The sequence below is a fragment of the Thermopetrobacter sp. TC1 genome, from assembly GCF_000746275.1.
Taxonomy (GTDB): domain Bacteria; phylum Pseudomonadota; class Alphaproteobacteria; order Rhizobiales; family Aestuariivirgaceae; genus Thermopetrobacter.
In genome coordinates this window covers 123,001-138,763 of record NZ_KN050829.1, presented here as the reverse complement: position 1 = coordinate 138,763, position 15,763 = coordinate 123,001, and the positions used below count along the sequence as shown (strand labels likewise).

General features: G+C 63.3%; 16 protein-coding genes. 3 read left to right on the top strand and 13 right to left on the bottom strand.

Going from position 1 to position 15,763, the window contains the following annotated elements; translation table 11 throughout:
* Positions 1–52: 52 nt before the first annotated feature.
* The 6 genes from tgt to proS all read right to left on the bottom strand — a co-directional run bounded on the left by tgt (position 53) and on the right by proS (position 7,079).
* Positions 53–1,177 (bottom strand): tRNA guanosine(34) transglycosylase Tgt, encoded by a 1,125-nt coding sequence (gene tgt, locus EK16_RS09060; RefSeq protein ID WP_038036482.1) that lies wholly within the window; start codon positions 1,175–1,177, stop codon positions 53–55.
* Positions 1,174–2,322 (bottom strand): tRNA preQ1(34) S-adenosylmethionine ribosyltransferase-isomerase QueA, encoded by a 1,149-nt coding sequence (gene queA / locus EK16_RS09055; RefSeq protein ID WP_231573658.1) that lies wholly within the window; start codon positions 2,320–2,322, stop codon positions 1,174–1,176. The genes tgt and queA overlap by 4 nt, the downstream gene beginning before the upstream one ends.
* A 2-nt stretch (positions 2,323–2,324) precedes the next feature.
* Positions 2,325–3,389, bottom strand: a complete 1,065-nt coding sequence (locus EK16_RS09050; RefSeq protein ID WP_038036481.1) for an arginase family protein — start codon at positions 3,387–3,389, stop codon at positions 2,325–2,327.
* A gap of 115 nt (positions 3,390–3,504) precedes the next feature.
* Positions 3,505–4,284 carry an ABC transporter ATP-binding protein gene (locus tag EK16_RS09045; RefSeq protein WP_081910439.1) on the bottom strand — a complete coding sequence of 260 codons (780 nt, stop codon included), beginning with the start codon at positions 4,282–4,284 and terminating at the stop codon, positions 3,505–3,507.
* Positions 4,277–5,551, bottom strand: coding sequence for a lipoprotein-releasing ABC transporter permease subunit (locus EK16_RS09040; RefSeq protein ID WP_038036480.1), 1,275 nt, complete (start codon positions 5,549–5,551; stop codon positions 4,277–4,279). Before EK16_RS09040 ends, EK16_RS09045 begins: the two co-directional genes overlap by 8 nt.
* 181 nt (positions 5,552–5,732) lie before the next feature.
* On the bottom strand, positions 5,733–7,079 hold the full coding sequence (gene proS / locus EK16_RS09035) for a proline--tRNA ligase (RefSeq protein WP_038036479.1): 1,347 nt from the start codon (positions 7,077–7,079) through the stop codon (positions 5,733–5,735).
* A gap of 218 nt (positions 7,080–7,297) precedes the next feature.
* Here proS and EK16_RS09030 point away from each other — a divergent pair, with 218 nt between their 5' ends.
* Together EK16_RS09030 and EK16_RS11580 are read left to right on the top strand one after the other, a co-directional pair.
* Positions 7,298–7,624: a DUF5335 family protein gene (locus tag EK16_RS09030; protein ID WP_038036478.1), complete on the top strand. Its 327-nt coding sequence runs from the start codon at positions 7,298–7,300 to the stop codon at positions 7,622–7,624.
* Between the two features lie 76 nt (positions 7,625–7,700).
* Entirely contained in the window at positions 7,701–8,018 is a 318-nt protein-coding gene (locus tag EK16_RS11580) for a YARHG domain-containing protein (protein WP_051929166.1), read from the top strand.
* 172 nt (positions 8,019–8,190) lie between these two features.
* Here EK16_RS11580 and EK16_RS09020 read toward each other — a convergent pair whose 3' ends face one another.
* Together EK16_RS09020 and EK16_RS09015 are read right to left on the bottom strand one after the other, a co-directional pair.
* On the bottom strand, positions 8,191–8,526 hold the full coding sequence (locus EK16_RS09020; RefSeq protein WP_038036477.1) for a PilZ domain-containing protein: 336 nt from the start codon (positions 8,524–8,526) through the stop codon (positions 8,191–8,193).
* A 220-nt stretch (positions 8,527–8,746) separates the two neighbouring features.
* On the bottom strand, positions 8,747–9,505 hold the full coding sequence (locus EK16_RS09015; protein ID WP_038036476.1) for a hypothetical protein: 759 nt from the start codon (positions 9,503–9,505) through the stop codon (positions 8,747–8,749).
* A gap of 406 nt (positions 9,506–9,911) precedes the next feature.
* On the opposite strand from EK16_RS09015, the gene EK16_RS09010 reads away from it, so the two are divergent.
* A complete protein-coding gene (locus tag EK16_RS09010) occupies positions 9,912–10,862 on the top strand; it encodes a methyltransferase domain-containing protein (protein ID WP_051929165.1) in 951 nt (316 codons plus the stop codon).
* A 123-nt stretch (positions 10,863–10,985) separates the two neighbouring features.
* Here the strand turns inward: EK16_RS09010 and mce are convergent, their stop codons facing one another.
* The 5 genes from mce to secD all read right to left on the bottom strand — a co-directional run bounded on the left by mce (position 10,986) and on the right by secD (position 15,687).
* Positions 10,986–11,408, bottom strand: a complete 423-nt coding sequence (mce, locus tag EK16_RS09005) for a methylmalonyl-CoA epimerase (RefSeq protein WP_038036475.1) — start codon at positions 11,406–11,408, stop codon at positions 10,986–10,988.
* Positions 11,409–11,595: 187 nt separating this feature from the next.
* Positions 11,596–12,453, bottom strand: coding sequence for a squalene/phytoene synthase family protein (locus EK16_RS09000; RefSeq protein WP_156098549.1), 858 nt, complete (start codon positions 12,451–12,453; stop codon positions 11,596–11,598).
* A gap of 19 nt (positions 12,454–12,472) precedes the next feature.
* On the bottom strand, positions 12,473–12,949 hold the full coding sequence (locus EK16_RS08995; protein ID WP_081910438.1) for an Mth938-like domain-containing protein: 477 nt from the start codon (positions 12,947–12,949) through the stop codon (positions 12,473–12,475).
* Between the two features lie 99 nt (positions 12,950–13,048).
* Positions 13,049–13,993 (bottom strand): protein translocase subunit SecF, encoded by a 945-nt coding sequence (gene secF, locus EK16_RS08990; protein ID WP_038036472.1) that lies wholly within the window; start codon positions 13,991–13,993, stop codon positions 13,049–13,051.
* 80 nt (positions 13,994–14,073) lie between these two features.
* Positions 14,074–15,687: a protein translocase subunit SecD gene (gene secD, locus EK16_RS08985; RefSeq protein ID WP_038036470.1), complete on the bottom strand. Its 1,614-nt coding sequence runs from the start codon at positions 15,685–15,687 to the stop codon at positions 14,074–14,076.
* Positions 15,688–15,763 lie beyond the last annotated feature (76 nt).

The window sequence follows — 15,763 nt, the reverse complement described above, 5'->3', positions numbered from 1 at the left end:
GCGGCATGGCCGGCAGCCTGATGGATGAAGGGCTTTTGGCAGATTGTTGCCGTCACTCCGGCAGGCCTTCCTGCCAGCGCGCCCTGGTTTCGGCGCGGAAGGCCTCAAAGCGCCCTTCCTCAATGGCGGCGCGCATGCCGGCCATCAGCTCTTCGTAATAGGCGATGTTGGCCCATGACAGCAGCATCTGGCCCAGCAGCTCGCCGCTCTTGACCAGATGATGGAGATAGGCGCGGCTCCACTGCCCCAGGGCGGGATGGGGATGGCCGGGCACAAGCGGGCGCGGATCCTCGGCAAAACGGGCGTTTTTCAGGTTGATCTTGCCCCAGGGGGTGAAGGCCTGGCCATGACGGCCGGAGCGGGTGGGCATGACGCAATCGAACATGTCCACGCCGCGCGCCACCGCCTCCAGCAGGTCCTCCGGCGTGCCCACGCCCATGAGATAGCGCGGCTTGTCCGCAGGCAGAAGATCGGCGGTGTATTCCGCAATCTCCAGCATCAGCGCCTGCCCCTCGCCAACGGCCAGGCCGCCGATGGCATAGCCATGAAAGCCGATGTCCAAAAGCCCCTTCACCGACTCGGCGCGCAAGTTTTTTTCCACGCCGCCCTGCACGATGCCGAAACAGGCGCGCCCCGGCTGTTCGCCAAAGGCCTCGCGCGAGCGCGCCGCCCAGCGCAAGGAGAGGCGCATGGCGCGTGCGGCTTCCTCGATGGTGTGGGGATAGGCGATGCATTCATCGAGCTGCATCTGAATGTCGGATCCCAAAAGGCGCTGGATCTCCATGGCGCGTTCCGGCGAGAGGAAATGGGCGGAGCCGTCGATGTGAGAGCGGAAATGCACGCCGTCTTCCGTCACCTTGCGCAGCGCGCCCAGGGACATGACCTGAAAGCCGCCGGAATCGGTAAGAATCGGGCCATCCCAGCGCATGAAGGCGTGCAGCCCGCCAAGACGGGCCACGCGCTCCGCCCCCGGGCGCAGCATCAGATGATAGGTGTTGCCGAGGATGATGTCGGCGCCGGCTTCACGCACCTGCTCAGGGTAAAGGCCCTTGACCGTGCCGCGCGTGCCCACCGGCATGAAGGCCGGCGTGCGGATGATGCCCCGCGGCGTGTCAATGCGGCCGAGGCGGGCCTTGCCGTCGGTCTTCAGCAGGGTGAAACGGAATTCCTCGCTCATGATGCGCAATCCCTCTCCCTTACGGGCGCCGGATACAGCAAGGTGGCATCACCATAGGAATAAAAGCGATATCTTTTGGCGATGGCATGGGCGTAGGCCGCCTTCATCGTGTCCAGGCCGGAAAAGGCCGAAACCAGCATGAACAGGGTGGAGCGCGGCAGGTGGAAATTGGTGATCATCAGATCAACGGCGCGGAAGCGATAGCCGGGGCGGATGAAGATGTCCGTCTCGCCGGTGAAGGGATGGATGATGCCCCTTTCATCCGCTGCCGTTTCCAGGATGCGTACGGATGTGGTGCCGACACAGACGATGCGACCGCCTCTTTCGCGCGCGGCATTGAGGATATCCGCCGTTTCCTGCGGCACCTCGCCCCATTCGGCATGCATGCGGTGTTCCTCGATGCGTTCGCTTTTCACCGGCAGAAAGGTGCCCGCCCCCACATGCAGGGTCACCCGCGCCATGTGCACACCTTTCGCCTCAATCTCCGCAAGCAGCCGCTTGGTGAAATGCAGCCCCGCGGTGGGCGCGGCCACAGCACCTTCGCGCCTTGCAAAGACCGTCTGATAATCCTCGCGATCAACGATGTCCGGCTTGCGGCGCGCGGCGATATAGGGCGGCAGGGGCATGTCGCCCACGCGCGCGATCACCTCATCGAGCACGGCCCCGGCATAGTCGAACTTCAGCAGGATCTCGCCGCCCTCGCGCTTTTCCGCCACCGTGGCCCACAGCTCATCCGCCGCGCAGCCGCCGCCGGGCAGGCCGAAAAGGATGCGGTCCCCCGCCTTCAGTTTCTTGCCGGGTTTGGCAAAGGCCAGCCAGGCATCCGCGGCCACCCGCTTGTGCAGGGTGCAGGAAACGCGGGGAAACGAGCCCGCCCCTTCGCGCACGCGCCGGCCGGACAACTGGGCGGGAATGACGCGCGTGTCGTTGAAAACGAGAACGTCCCCGGCCCGCAGATAGGCAGGCAGGTCGCGAAAGATGCGATCCTCAAGCGTGGGCGCATGCGGATCGGTACCGGGGCGCACCACAAGCAGCCGCGCGGAATCCCGCGGGCGCGCCGGTCTTAAGGCAATGCGCTCCTCGGGCAGGTCGAAATCATAATCCGACAGGGTATCGCCCGCTCCCATGCGGGTGTTGGTGGTCATGGTCATGTCCGTTCGATGCGTTCGGCCCATTCGGAAAGAAATACCGTCAGGCCCCGTTCCAGATTCTCAGGCGTCCAGCCGCCTTCCTGCACGATGACGGTGGGCCGTTGCAAGCTGGAAAGCGAACGGGCCATGCGGGCCAGGCCGGAAAGGCCCACTTCCGCAGCCCCTGTGCCCTCCCAGGGGCAGTCGCCGCGCATCATGCCAAAGCCGAGGGAAAGAACAAGCGCCTGCGGCCGGTAGCGCTCAAGGCGCGAACAGACATAATCGACAGCACCGCACCAGACATCATCATCACTGCCGCGCGGCAAGGGAACATTGAGGTTGAAGCCATAGCCCCTCTTGCGCCCGCGTTCATGCTCGCGCCCGGTATAGAAGGGATAGGCATGATCGGGATCGAGATGGACCGACAGCGTATAAACCCGGTCAGTATCGAAGAAGATTTCCTGGGTGCCGTGCGCATGGTGCAGCCCGAGGCTGACGAGCGCCACCCGCGCATATCCGGCTCGCAGAAAGGCTCTTGCAGCAAGGGCGGCGTTGTTGACGTAACAGAAGCCGGCCATGGTCTCAAAGCCGGCATGGCGTCCGGCCGGGCGGCAGAGGGCATAGGCCGTGTGTGCCTGTTTTTCGATCACCATATGCGCGGCTGAAAGCGCCACATCGGCGGAGGCGCGGGCGAAAAAAGCGGTGGCTTCATCAAAGGGGGTGATGTCATCGGCCATGTGCCAGCCGGCCTGACCGCGCACGTCACGCGCCCGTTGCGCCGGCTGAAAACGCGGGCGGATGAGCGGCCGCAAGGGGCCGGCGTATCCCTTTTCGCGCCAGAGGGCATGGGCAGTTTCGAGAAAACGCACATACCGCCAGGCATGCACGCCCTTCCAGTGTTCCTCAGGATTGAAGCGCCGCGGGGCATGCACGGGCAGTTTCAGAACCTTCAGGGCGGCAAGCAGGGCATCCAGCCGCTCAGGCGTATCAGGATGCGGCTGTGGTTCCTCACCCAGCAGCCAGACCGGCCCCGGCGCGTGCCGGCGCAGCAGGGGCGAATGCACGGCACGCAAATCGGACATCTCCTCACCATCCCCCCTTTGGTTCGCGCATGAAGACCGCACCATCAATGAGAACTTGCCGGGCGCTTCTCATGCGCCCCGCCCTGCCCTCGCCCTGCCTGTCAGATCGGGCGGTTCACATCTCGCCATGGCGGGTCTGCCAGTCAGCATGGTCCACGAGCCGGCCCTTGTCCAGGTGCACGATGCGATGCATGGAGCGGGCAAGATCCAGATTGTGTGTGGCAATCAGCGCGGCAAGGCCTTCGGTGCGGATGAGCTCAAGGAAACCGGCATGCACGCGCTCCGCCGTTTCCGGGTCGAGGTTGCCGGTGGGCTCGTCAGCCAGCAGCAGCAAGGGGCGGTTGGCCAGGGCGCGGGCAATGGCCACGCGCTGCTGCTCGCCGCCGGAAAGCTCGGCCGGGCGATGATTCAGGCGCTCGGCCAGACCCATCTGCGCCAGCAGCTCACGGGCGCGCGTGCGGGCCTCTTCGCGGCTGCGGCCGGCGATGAGCTGAGGCAGCATGACGTTTTCCTCGGCGGTGAACTCCGGCAACAGGTGATGAAACTGATAGACGAAGCCGATGCCGATGCGGCGCAGGCGGGTGCGGGCGGCATCATCGAGGGCTGTGCAATTGTGCCCGGCGATCCAGACCTCACCGGATGTGGGTTTCTCCAAAAGCCCGGCGATGTGCAGAAGCGAGGACTTGCCAGCGCCTGAGGGGCCGACAAGGGCGGTGATCTGCCCCACCGGCAGGGTGAAGTCAAGGTCGCGGAAAATGGCCAGCTCCCGCTCGCCCTGGCGATAGATGCGGCTGATGCCCTTCAGCTCCAGCGCAGGGGGCAGCGTCCTTTCCTCTCCCCTGCCCTGCCCGTTGTCGGGTCGGGCCGGTGCATCCTGTCGTGTCGGGTCATTCATAGCGCAGCGCCTCCACCGGATCGAGGCTTGCCGCCCGCCAGGCGGGATAGAGCGTGGCGAGGAAGGACAGGGCAAGCGCAAAGGCCGCTATGCCGGCTGTCTGCATCCAGTCGAGATCGGCCGGCAGCTGCGAGAGATAGTAAAGCTCGGCGGGAAAGAGTTTGGCGCCGGTAAGCCACTCGAGAAAGCGGCGGATATTCTCCACATTGAGCGCAAAGACCACGCCGAGGATGACGCCCGCAAGCGTGCCGGCAACGCCGATGGCCGCGCCGGTCATGAAAAAGATGCGCATGACCGCGCCGCGGGCCGCGCCCATGGTGCGCAGGATGGCGATGTCGCCGCCCTTGTCCTTCACCAGCATGATCAGGCCGGAGATGATGTTGAGCGCAGCCACCAGGATGATGAGCGCCAGGATGAGAAACATGACGTTGCGCTCCACCGCCAGGGCGTTGAAGAAGGTCTCGTTGGCCTGCTTCCAGGTGACGATGCGCATGCCGGGCGGCAGCAGCGCCAGCACGTCGCGGGCCACGGCATCCACGTTCTGCGGATCGGCGATCATCACCTCGATGCCGGAGACGCCATCGCCCATGTTGAAATAATCCTGCGCCAGTTTCAGCGGCATGTAGACCACGGAAGAATCGATCAGGCTCATGCCGACGTTGAATATGGCCGCAACCGGATAGCTGCGGATGCGCGGCGTGGTGCCAAAGGGGGTTTCCTCCCCGTTCGGCGAGATCAGGGTGAGGGAATCCCCCACATTCACCCCATGTTGCCAGGCCAGCCGCCAGCCGATGACCAGGCCCTTTTTCTCCTCAAGATCATCGAGGGAGCCCTTGAGCTTGTCGTTGGCGATGCCCTGCAAGCGTTTCAGGTGTACCTCGGCCATACCGCGCACGCGCGCGCCGGTGGCCGCCCGCAGGGAGGAGACCATGACCTGCCCTTCCACGAAGGGCGTGGCGGAGACGACACCGTTGACCTTGCGCAGCCGGTTGGCGAGACGGTCATAGTCGGCGATGGGATCGAGGCTGCTGGAATAGATGGTGATGTGGCCGGAATAGCCGAGGATCTTGTGCATGAGCTCCTTGCGGAAACCGTTCATCACCGCCATGACGATGATGAGGGTGGCCACGCCGAGCATGATGCCGAGAAAGGAAAAGCCGGCGATGACGGACACCACGCCTTCCTTGCGGCGGGCGCGCAGATAGCGCCAGGCGAGCATGCGCTCCCAGGCGGAAAAGGGCGGCGTGTCCGATTTCGCTGTGCTCATATCTGCCTGCACCCGTTGCCCGGCACTGATTTGTCCTGTCACGGCCTTTCGCCGGAGTCGGTTTCATTCATCGCCCTGTTCACGCGTATGTTTGCGGCGCAAGGCTTTCGCCCTGCCCTCCCCTGCATGGAAAAACGCAAATCCACGCCAGAACAGACTTCCTTAAGCCGCATAGGGCGACTTATGACAGCACGGCGGCGAGCCTTTCCGTCATGACACTGGCGACGAATTCGAGCGGCACGTTTTCGCGTGCGCCTGTGGCCCGGTCCTTGATCTCGGCCATGCCGTCCTTCACGTTGCGGGGGCCGATGATGACCTGCCAGGGCAGGCCGATCAGGTCCATGCGCGCGAATTTCTCGCCGGCGCGTTCGCCGGTGTCATCATAAAGCACCTCCAGCCCGGCGTTGCTGAGCTGTTCATAGAGCCTCTCGCAGGCGGCATCGGTGGCGTCATCCCCCTGGCGCAGATTGATGAGTCCGACATGGAACGGCGCCACCGGCGCGGGCCAGATGATGCCGTTTTCATCATGCCCGGCCTCGATGATGGCGCCCACCAGCCGCGAGACGCCGATGCCATAGGAGCCGCACTGTAGATAATGCTCATTGCCGTCCGGGCCCAGCACCTTCGCTCCCAGCGGCCTGGAATACTTCTCGCCGAAGAAGAAGATATGCCCCACCTCGATACCGCGGCCGGAGACGCGCCGCCCTTCCGGCACCTCGCGCTCGAAGCGCTCCGGGTCGTGCATCTCCTCGGTGGCGGCGTACATGGAGGTGAATTCCCTCACCACCGCGGCCACGGCTTCGCGATCGTCGTAATCCAGCTCGAAGGTGCTCCAGTCCTTCTCGTGGAATGCCGCGTCGAAATAGACCTGCGATTCGCCGGTATCGGCAAGAATGAGGAACTCGTGGCTGAGGTTGCCGCCGATGGGCCCCGTCTCCGCCCGCATCGGAATCGCCTTCAGGCCCATGGCGGCGAAGGTGCGAAGATAGGAGACGAACATCTTGTTGTAGGCATGTTCGCCGTCCTCGCGGGTGAGGTCAAAGGAATAGCCGTCCTTCATCAGGAACTCGCGTCCGCGCATGACCCCGAAGCGCGGCCGGATCTCGTCGCGGAACTTCCACTGGATGTGAAAGAGATTGAGCGGCAGCTGCTTGTAGGACTGCACGAAGCGCGCAACGATGTCGGTGATCATCTCCTCGTTGGTTGGGCCGTAGAGCAGCTCGTGCTCCTTGCGGTCGGCGATGCGCAGCATCTCCTTGCCATAATCGTCATAACGGCCGGAGCGCTTCCACAGCTCCGCCGGCTGGATGGTGGGCATGAGCATCTCGATGCTGCCGGCCCGCTCCTGCTCGCGGCGCACGATGTTCTCGATCTTCTTCAGCACGCGAAAGCCCAGCGGCAGCCAGGAGTAAATGCCAGCTGCCTCCTGACGGATCATGCCGGTGCGCAGCATCAGCCGGTGCGAGGCGATTTCGGCTTCCTTCGGATCCTCGCGCAACACGGGCAGGAAATAACGGCTCAGACGCATGGAACACTCCCGTTGGCATGCTTTTAATCAGTCTTTCCGGCGCCGGAATCACGGCCGCCCTTATTCTTGAAATGGCCTTTTAGGACAAACCGGCCGGTATGAGAAGAAAAAGCGCGCCACAATCGCCCCTTCAAAAGCCTTTGCGGCCTGCCCATATGTCAGGAAGAGGGATGGTGATCGTTCGATCGCTTAAAGTCGCAACCCAGGGAGAACGGACCATGGAGAATAGAATTCTCGATCGCGACGAGTGGAAAACGGCGCTGGATGATCTGTGGCGGAAGATGGAGGGCAAGGAAATCCGCATCGAGGTGGAAGCCCTGAATCTTGGCGATCAGATCGAGGCGGAACATGTGGAGCTGAAGGGCCTAAGCTATGATCCCAAGGATGACGTGGTGCAGGTCTGGGTCGGCCCGCTCGATCACATGATCCATCATCCGCAGAAGATCATGCTGGCCGTGGAACGGGGACGGCTTTTGGCCATTGACATTACCGACAAGGACGGCGAACAGCATCTGATCAAGCCGTTGCAGGCGGTGGAGGTCTGAAGCGGCGGCTTTATCGGCCACGGCAGCGTGGGGGGATGGCGAAAGTGTGCGGTTATCATCAACGGGAGTGCCCGCCATGCTGCGCAAGGTTTTCTCGCTCATTCTTCTGGCTGTCAGTGTGAGCCTGTTCGGGGCGGCCTCGGCCAAGGCCGGTGATTTCGGCTATGGCGGCGGCTATGACCCTTATGATTACCTGTGGGATCTGAGCTGTCAGGAGCTGTGGGTGCGGCGCAATTCCATTTACGCCCAACATGGTTATTGTTTCCGCACCCGGCGGGCGATCCGCTATTTCGGCAATGAAGGCTGCTGGACGCGCAATCCGCGCCTCAGCCGGGCCGAGCACCGGCTGGTGGCCGCCATCCGGCGGGTGGAACGGGCCAAGGGCTGTCGCTGAAGGCTAAAGGAACCGTTTGAGATCCCTCATCACGGCAAGAACGGAAAAAGGGGCGGCAGAAGAAGCACCGCCCCTTTCTCTTGCCTTGGGGTCTTACCCCCCGAAACATGAAAAGGCTAAAGTGCCCTGCCCTTTTGCCCGCAATGCCGGATGATAACGGCTCTTTCACGGATCAGGGCAGCATGGCCACGCGCGTATAGGCCGGCGGCGGCGGATCGAGGAATTCCACCCCCGCCTCCAGCTCGTTTTGCCAGACCAACCGGGCGGGCCTTTCCACCTCCAAAAGCGGAAAGGCGACGATGAAGGCACGCGGCAGAACGAGCGGGGCATGCAGGCGGATGCGACATCCCGACAGGGAGAGGTCGCGCACCGTGCAATCCACCACAGAAAAGCGGTTGTTGAAGATGATCCGGGCCTGCTTGAGGACGCGGCGCCGGGGATGGCGGCGCTTTTCAACCACCTGCCCGTTGGCCGTGGGGGGTGCGACGTGCTGGGCACGTGCGTTCATGGGGCTTTTCCTCCCGTCTCACGCTCACTGAAGCGCGCCCCCGTGATCGTGAGTCTTGCACACGACCCCCTAAAGCTTCGTTAACGGGATCTTAATTGCGGGTTGTGGATTTAACCCTTTTCCCCTCATTTCATGGCTTGCACCGCGAGCACGCGAGGGCTTTTCCGCCCCCACACAGGGGCGAAAGCGGCGGGAAGGCAAAGGGATGTTTCCAAGCTGATCAGATGACCTGAATGTCCACCGGCGCAATGCGGGAGACGACACGCACGCCCTTGCGCCCGTCGCGGAAGCGCATGGGCAGCACCACACGCTGATAGGGCACCCAGGAGACGCGGCCGTCATTTTCCTGCATGGCGGCATAGACGTGATCGTAATGGGGCTGGCCGGTCTTGAGCACGTGCGGATAGACGCTGGAGACGATCTGATCGTAGTCGTTGCCGTTCATGCAGGGAAAGCACACCGGCGTCATGCCCCAGCGCTCGGCGATCGGCGTGCGCTCGCCGATGTGGGTGACACGAAAGGCATGGCTTTCCGGATCCTCCACGCAGTCCACGGCATATTCATCCGGGGCGGAGCCTTTCATCAGCACGTCCTGCAGGAGGGTGGGCACGTGCGTCTTGTTGAGGTCGGCCTGTTTGATGAATACGCGGCTGCGCAGGAAGATGTCGGACTTGTCCATGAGATGACGGATGCGCGGCAATGCCAGCAGCACATCCTCGAAATCCTCGGTGAACCAGCCGGCGGCGAAATATTCGAGACGGCAGCGCCCCTCCTGCACCGCCAGCCAGTCCATGGCATAATAGAGCGATGCCCAGTTGGGCGCGAAGAGATGCCAGCGCACCGTGATCAGATCGCGCTCGACGATGATCTGCACATAGCCATCGCCCAGCAGGCGATCCTCCACCGCCAGATCACGGGCGGCGGTGGTGTTGATGCTTTCCAGTCGCCCTTCGCGGATCCACAGCTGTTGCGTATCCATGCCGTCCCCAAACCCTTGAGAACGCTTGCCCCCGCGAAGCGTTTCGTGGCGAATCCAAGACTGACAATAGGGGGACAATCCCTGCGGAAACGTTAAAGCCACAGGTCAAATCCCGGCGTCCTTAACCATATTCACAGTCTTTCGCTGCGCTGGCGGGCCGGATGGTTAAGAATTCCTTGCCAGAGGGTGCGCATCAAGACCTGAGCCCTTTGCCTTTTCAGCGCGGCGGGGGCCCTGAAAGGGCAAGGCCAGGTCTTTCCACACCCTCCTTGGCATCACGGGCGGCAGAAGGCCGGTGCGGCAAGGGCTGTGCCCTGCCCTGCGCTTGAGCCCTCTGCTTCCGCCCGCCGATTTTCAGGGGACGCCAACCGGAAAGACACCGGTTCATCGAGGGGATGGACGAACCATGACGCAGCAGGTGAGCAAAGCCGCCCTGAACGGGGCGCAAACCCCCGCCAACGACACCGTTCACACCCTGCCGACAGGGCGGGACAAACGGGCGATCGGCCCGGAGAACAGGCCCTTTCCGGCCTGGCATTACGCCATGCTCAATGATCACGCCCGCAACGGCGCCATCGCCGCCGCCATCGCCGATCTCGACCTTGCCGGCAAGACGGTGGTGGAAATCGGGGCCGGCTCGGGCATCATCGCCATTCTCTTCGCCCGCGCCGGGGCGGCGCGCATCGTGGCCTGCGAGATGAACCCGGCCATGGCGGAGGTGGCCCGCGAGACGATTGCACGGGCCGGCATGGCGGACCGCATCGAGCTGCTGGCCTGTTCCTCCACCGAGGCGATCGAGAAGGGACTTTTGCCCGAGGCGCCGGATGTGATCTTCACCGAGACGGTGGACTGCGGCGTCATCGGCGAGGGATTTCATGCCATCGCCCGCGATATCCGGCGCCTGGCCGGCGAAAAGACCATCGTACTGCCGCATGAGATCCGCCAGTATGGCCTGCCCGTGTGCGCGCCGGCCATCTGGGGGCTCAATCATGTGGATCAGGTCTTTGGCGTGGACATGGCGCCGCTGAACGCCTGGGCCACGCGCACCTATTTTCCGGTGCGTGCCGCCTGGCACGGGTTTGAGACGGCGGCCTCGCCACAGCGGGTGCGCACCTATGACTATCTGCAGGAGCGGCCGGCAAGGCCCGTGATCTTCGAAAGCCGCATCAACGGCATCGTGCACGGCCTGCTCAGCTGGTTCGAGCTGCAGATGGGCCGGCATGTGATCACCAACGCCATCGGCGAGCACAGCCACTGGCATCAGGCCTTCCACCCCTTCCCAGAACCGCTGAAGGTGCACGAAGGCCAGAAGATCGCCCTTCGCATCGCCGATGACGGCCGCGTGGAATTGCTCTGAAAGACTTTCGCGTTAAGGCCCTGAAACGACGAGGCCCGGCCATTGATCGATCGGCCGGGCCTTCTTGCGTTATGCGCCCTTGTCGGCTCAAGGGCGGGCTTGAAATGGCTTCTGCAGGATCGTTCAGGACTTTGACGCCTCGCCGGATTCCTCGAGCTCAAGAAGGGTGCCGAAAAGGTCCTTGGGGTGCAGAAAGAGCACGGGCAGGCCATGAGCACCAATCTTCGGTTCGCCATCGCCGAGGATGCGAATGCCCTGTTCCTTCAGCCGGTCACGGGCGGCATGGATATCGTCCACTTCCACACAGATATGATGAATGCCGCCAGAAGGGTTGCGCTTGAGGAAATTGGCGATGGGCGAATCCGCGCCCAAGGGTTCCAGAAGCTCGATGCGGGTGTTGGGCAGCTCCACGAAGGCGACACGCACGCCATGATCGGGCTGATCCACGGGCCCTTTCACCTCCGCATCCATGACATCGCGCCACAAGCGCATGGCCGCCTGCAGGTCGGGAACGGCAATGGCAACATGATTGAGCCGGCCGAGCATGGGCTTTCCTCCCGGTTCGGTTCATTCCATCAGGCCCTGATGCAAGCGCAGGCCGGCGTTGTTGACAATGCCTCTTTCCGGTGAATGCGCCGGGGTGTGTGGTTTGAGAGATTGATTCAAGAAATTGGAATCCGGATTCGAAAACGGCTCGTAATATGCTGAATTTATTCACGATCCGTGAGCGGCTTCAGATGATTTTTCCGCGCAGCCAGTGTGAGAGCAGCCAGAGCTGACGGCGCGGTTGCGCAATGTGCAGAATGGGATAGTCCGTGCGCGTGTGCGAAGCTCTGGTGGATGGGGCGGCTGTGTGTGCCTTGCGCGCCGCTTTCAGCCACAGGGCGCTCATGCCAACGGGCAGCAGGGCGGCAAGGCATTCACGCGGCGGGCGCGGCAGGCGGCGCATGTGCGCAAGATCCCTGGCCAGCGCATCAAGAAGTGCCGTGCGCACAGATGGCTCCTCTGCCAGCAGCGGCAGGCCGCTGCGGCGCTTGAAGGGCGCGCGCTTGAGCAGCTGCGCATGGCCCCAAACCCGGCAGAGAAGATCAAGGCGCGTCTGATCCTTTTCCCCCCGGGCCACTTCCTTGGGCATTTTCTCATGCAGCCAGGTTTCTTCCCTGCCCTCAGCGGAAGCGATGCACGCAAACAGGGGCTTGAGTGTCTGTGTCCAGGCAGCGGCGCGCTCCATATCGAGCGGTCCTTCAAACAGTCTGGCCTGCCCCTGCACGAAAGGCTGCAGGGCCTGCCGCGCTTTCTCATCAAGCCAGGCATGCAGCACACGCCCCAGTGCGAAAGGCGCGGGATACGGGGCTTTTAACGCATCGATCCACCATTGCAGGCGAATGAGGCCAAGCGCCGGCTCGGAGACCTGCCAGGGCAAATTGAACACATCGGCGGCAAAGGCCCACAGGGCGAACAGCCGGGGCCTGTCGTCCGGGCGGGCCAGAAGGGTGGCCAGCCAGGCATCGAGGTCATGGGCGCGCAACCGGGCGGAGACCTCCTGAACATCGGCTGCTGCTGCGGGCGGGCGCTGGCTGCTTTGCGGCATGGGCATCGCAATGGCGGCTTTAGGGCACGGGCAGCAGGAAGGTGGCAGGCAGGCGCTCTTCCTCGCGGCAGACATTGTAGGTGCGCACCGCCGCGCCGGTAGTCATGACCTCAAGGCCGATGCGCAGACGCGCACAGGCGCGCACGAGCCACTCCGGCGGCGGCCGGTGCTGTTCACCAAGGCCAAAGAGAACGAAATCCACATGCGCATCGCTCTCCTGCGGCGAGGGTTGGTCAAAGGCAAAGGGATCGGCCCGGGCGTTCATGCGTGCGATCAGCTCAAAGGCGGGGGTGAAATCCTCTTCCCGCACCTCATCAAAATGCTGGCGCGGCCAGGCGTAGATCCCGGATGGGAGGATGCACAAGCCTCCCGCATGACGCAACTCAAGAAAGCGAAAGGCGCCATTGCCATAGCCCTTCAGGGGCACAGGCTGGGGATGCAGGCGGCGCAAGCCTCCTTCTTCCTCACCGCTTCTGTCTGGCATCATGCCGCTCATGGCGCGTATCCAACCCTGCCCTGTCCAAGGACTTTCGCTTTTGCAAACACAACGCAGTGTTTCACGAGAGCCTGTTCCGCACAAGGGCCGGAAAGTCCCTCAAGGGCGGCTGGCCGCTTTCTCCTTGGCGGCGGCGGCCTCTTCTTCCGTGGGCAGGCGCGCGCCCAGCCAGATGAGAATGGGCGCGGCGATGAAGATGGAGGAATAGGTGCCAACGAGAACGCCCCAGATCATGGTGAAGGTAAAGCCGCGGATGACCTCGCCGCCGAAGAAATAAAGCGCCAGCAGCGCCACCAGCGTGGACAGCGAGGTGAGGATGGTGCGGGAGAGCATCTGGTTGATCGAAAGATCAATGAGTTCCGGCAATTTTTTCTTCTTGTAGCGGCGCATGTTCTCGCGGATGCGGTCATAGACCACCACCGTATCGTTGAGCGAATAGCCGACGATGGTGAGAATGGCCGCAATGATGGAAAGGTTGAATTCCAAGCGCGTGAAGGCGAACAGGCCGATGGTGAGCAGCACGTCATGTGTTAACGAGGCGACGGCGCCGAGGGCGAACTGCCACTCGAAGCGGAACCAGATGTAGATCATCACGCCGACAAGGGCGGTGAGCACGGCGATGATGCCGTCCTTGGTCAGCTCGCCGGAAACCTTCGGCCCCACGATTTCCACGCGGCGATATTCCACCTCCGGGCCCAGGGCCTCCTTGACCTTGCGAATGGCCTTCTGCTGTGCCTCCTCGCCGCCCGGCTGGGTTTCAAAGCGGATGAGAATGTCACGGGGATCGCCGAATTCCTGCAACTCGTAACTGCCCAGGCCCAGCTTGCCGATGGTCTTGCGCAAAGCTGCAATGTCGGCAGGGCCCTTGGTGCGGATCTCGATTAGGGTGCCGCCCTTGAAATCGATGCCGAAATTGAGCCCCAGCACGAAGGCGCCGGCGATGGATACGAGGATGGCGATGGTCGAGGCGATGATCGCCACCTTCGACCAGCGCATGAAGCCAATGTTGAGATTGTCCGGTATCAGCTTGATCGGCTTGAGCATCGTGCGTGTCCCGTATCCTCTGCTCTGTCCTTGCGCCCCTTTTTCCGCGTCCGTCCCTGACGGGCAGATGCCATGTGCTCCTAAAGCGGCAGTTCCCTGGGCCGGGCATAATGCACCCAGATGGCCACGATCAGGCGGGTTAGGGTATAGGCGGTGAACACCGTGGTGACGATGCCAACGCCCAAGGTGACGGCAAACCCGCGCACGGGGCCGGAGCCCAGTCCGAAGAGAACGACGGCTGCAATCAGCGTGGTGATGTTGGCATCAAGGATGGTGCCGAAGGCGCGGGAAAAGCCCGTCTCCAGGGCATTGAGCACGGAGCGCCCCGCCCGCAGCTCCTCGCGCACGCGCTCAAAGACGAGCACGTTGGAGTCCACCGCCATGCCAAGCGTGAGCACGATGCCGGCGATGCCGGGCAGTGTCAGCGTGGCCTGAAAGGCGGTGAGCACGCCGATGAGCAGGATCAGGTTCGCCAGCAGGGCGATATCGGCGAAAATGCCAAACAGCCCGTAGGTGAAGATCATGAACACCAGCACGGCAACGAGGCCGATGACGGAAGCGGTGACGCCGGCACGGATGGAGTCCGATCCCAGCGAGGGGCCAACGGTGCGCTCCTCCACGATGGTCAGCTTGGCCGGCAGGGCGCCGGAGCGCAGCACGATGGCAAGCAGCTTGGTCTCCTCCACGGTGAAGCGCCCGGAGATCTGTCCGGTGCCGCCGAGGATGGGGGTTTGGATGACGGGGGCGGAGACCACCTTGCCGTCAAGGATGATGGCGAAAGGCTTGCCGACGTTGGCCTTGGTCAGACGCCCGAACTTGAGCGCGCCTTTCTGATTGAAGCGGAAGGTGACGATGGGCTCGCCCGTTCGGGAATCGAAGGCGGGCTGGGCATCGACGAGATCGGTGCCTTCCACGGTGGCGCGGCGGGAGGTCTGCACCCAGTATTTCTGGTTCGGGTTCTGGGCATCGGGCAGTTCGATACAGCCAGGCGGCACACGCTCCCCGGGCCGGCCCGTGGGCTGCGCCTCACACAGAAGCTGGAAGGTCAGCCGGGCCGTCTGGCCGATGGCCTTCTTCAGCCGGGCCGGGTCCTTCATGCCCGGCGCCTGCACGATGATGCGGTCCGGCCCCTGCTGCTGGATGGTGGCCTCGGTCATGCCCAGCTCGTCCAGACGGCGGCGGATGACCTCGATGGCCTGTTCCACCGCCCGGCGGATGCGGGCCTCCAGCCCGGCCTCGGTAAAGCGCAGGATGAAGCGGTTGCCATCCTGGCGCACCTCGATCTCCGGCGCGCTGCCGCCGGTGCCGAACAGCCCCACCTGCACCGGCCTGGCCAGATCCTTGAGCACCTTGGCCGCTTCCTCCACCCTGGCGGGATCGGTGATCGTCACCAGCAGCGAGCCATCCTTGCGGATGGAGATGGTGTGCCGGATCTTGCGCTCCACCCACAGCCCCTGGCGAATGTCGCCGCGCAGCTGCGTGAGCAGCGTCTTCTTCAGGGCCTGCTTGTCCACCTCCCACAACAGGTGCGAGCCGCCCTGCAGATCCAGCCCGAGCACGATGCGGTTCTTGGGCAGGAAATCGGGCAGTTTGCTGAGCACGCTATCCGGCAGGGCATTGGGCAGGGCGAAGAGAAAGCCCAGGAAAATGATGCCGAATATGCTGACGATCTTCCAGGTGGTGAGGCGGAACATGACCTCGGGTCTCTCCTTCGCAGACGATTCTCAAGACAGGGAAAGGCTGCCCCGGCATGGGAAAGCGGGCATGCCC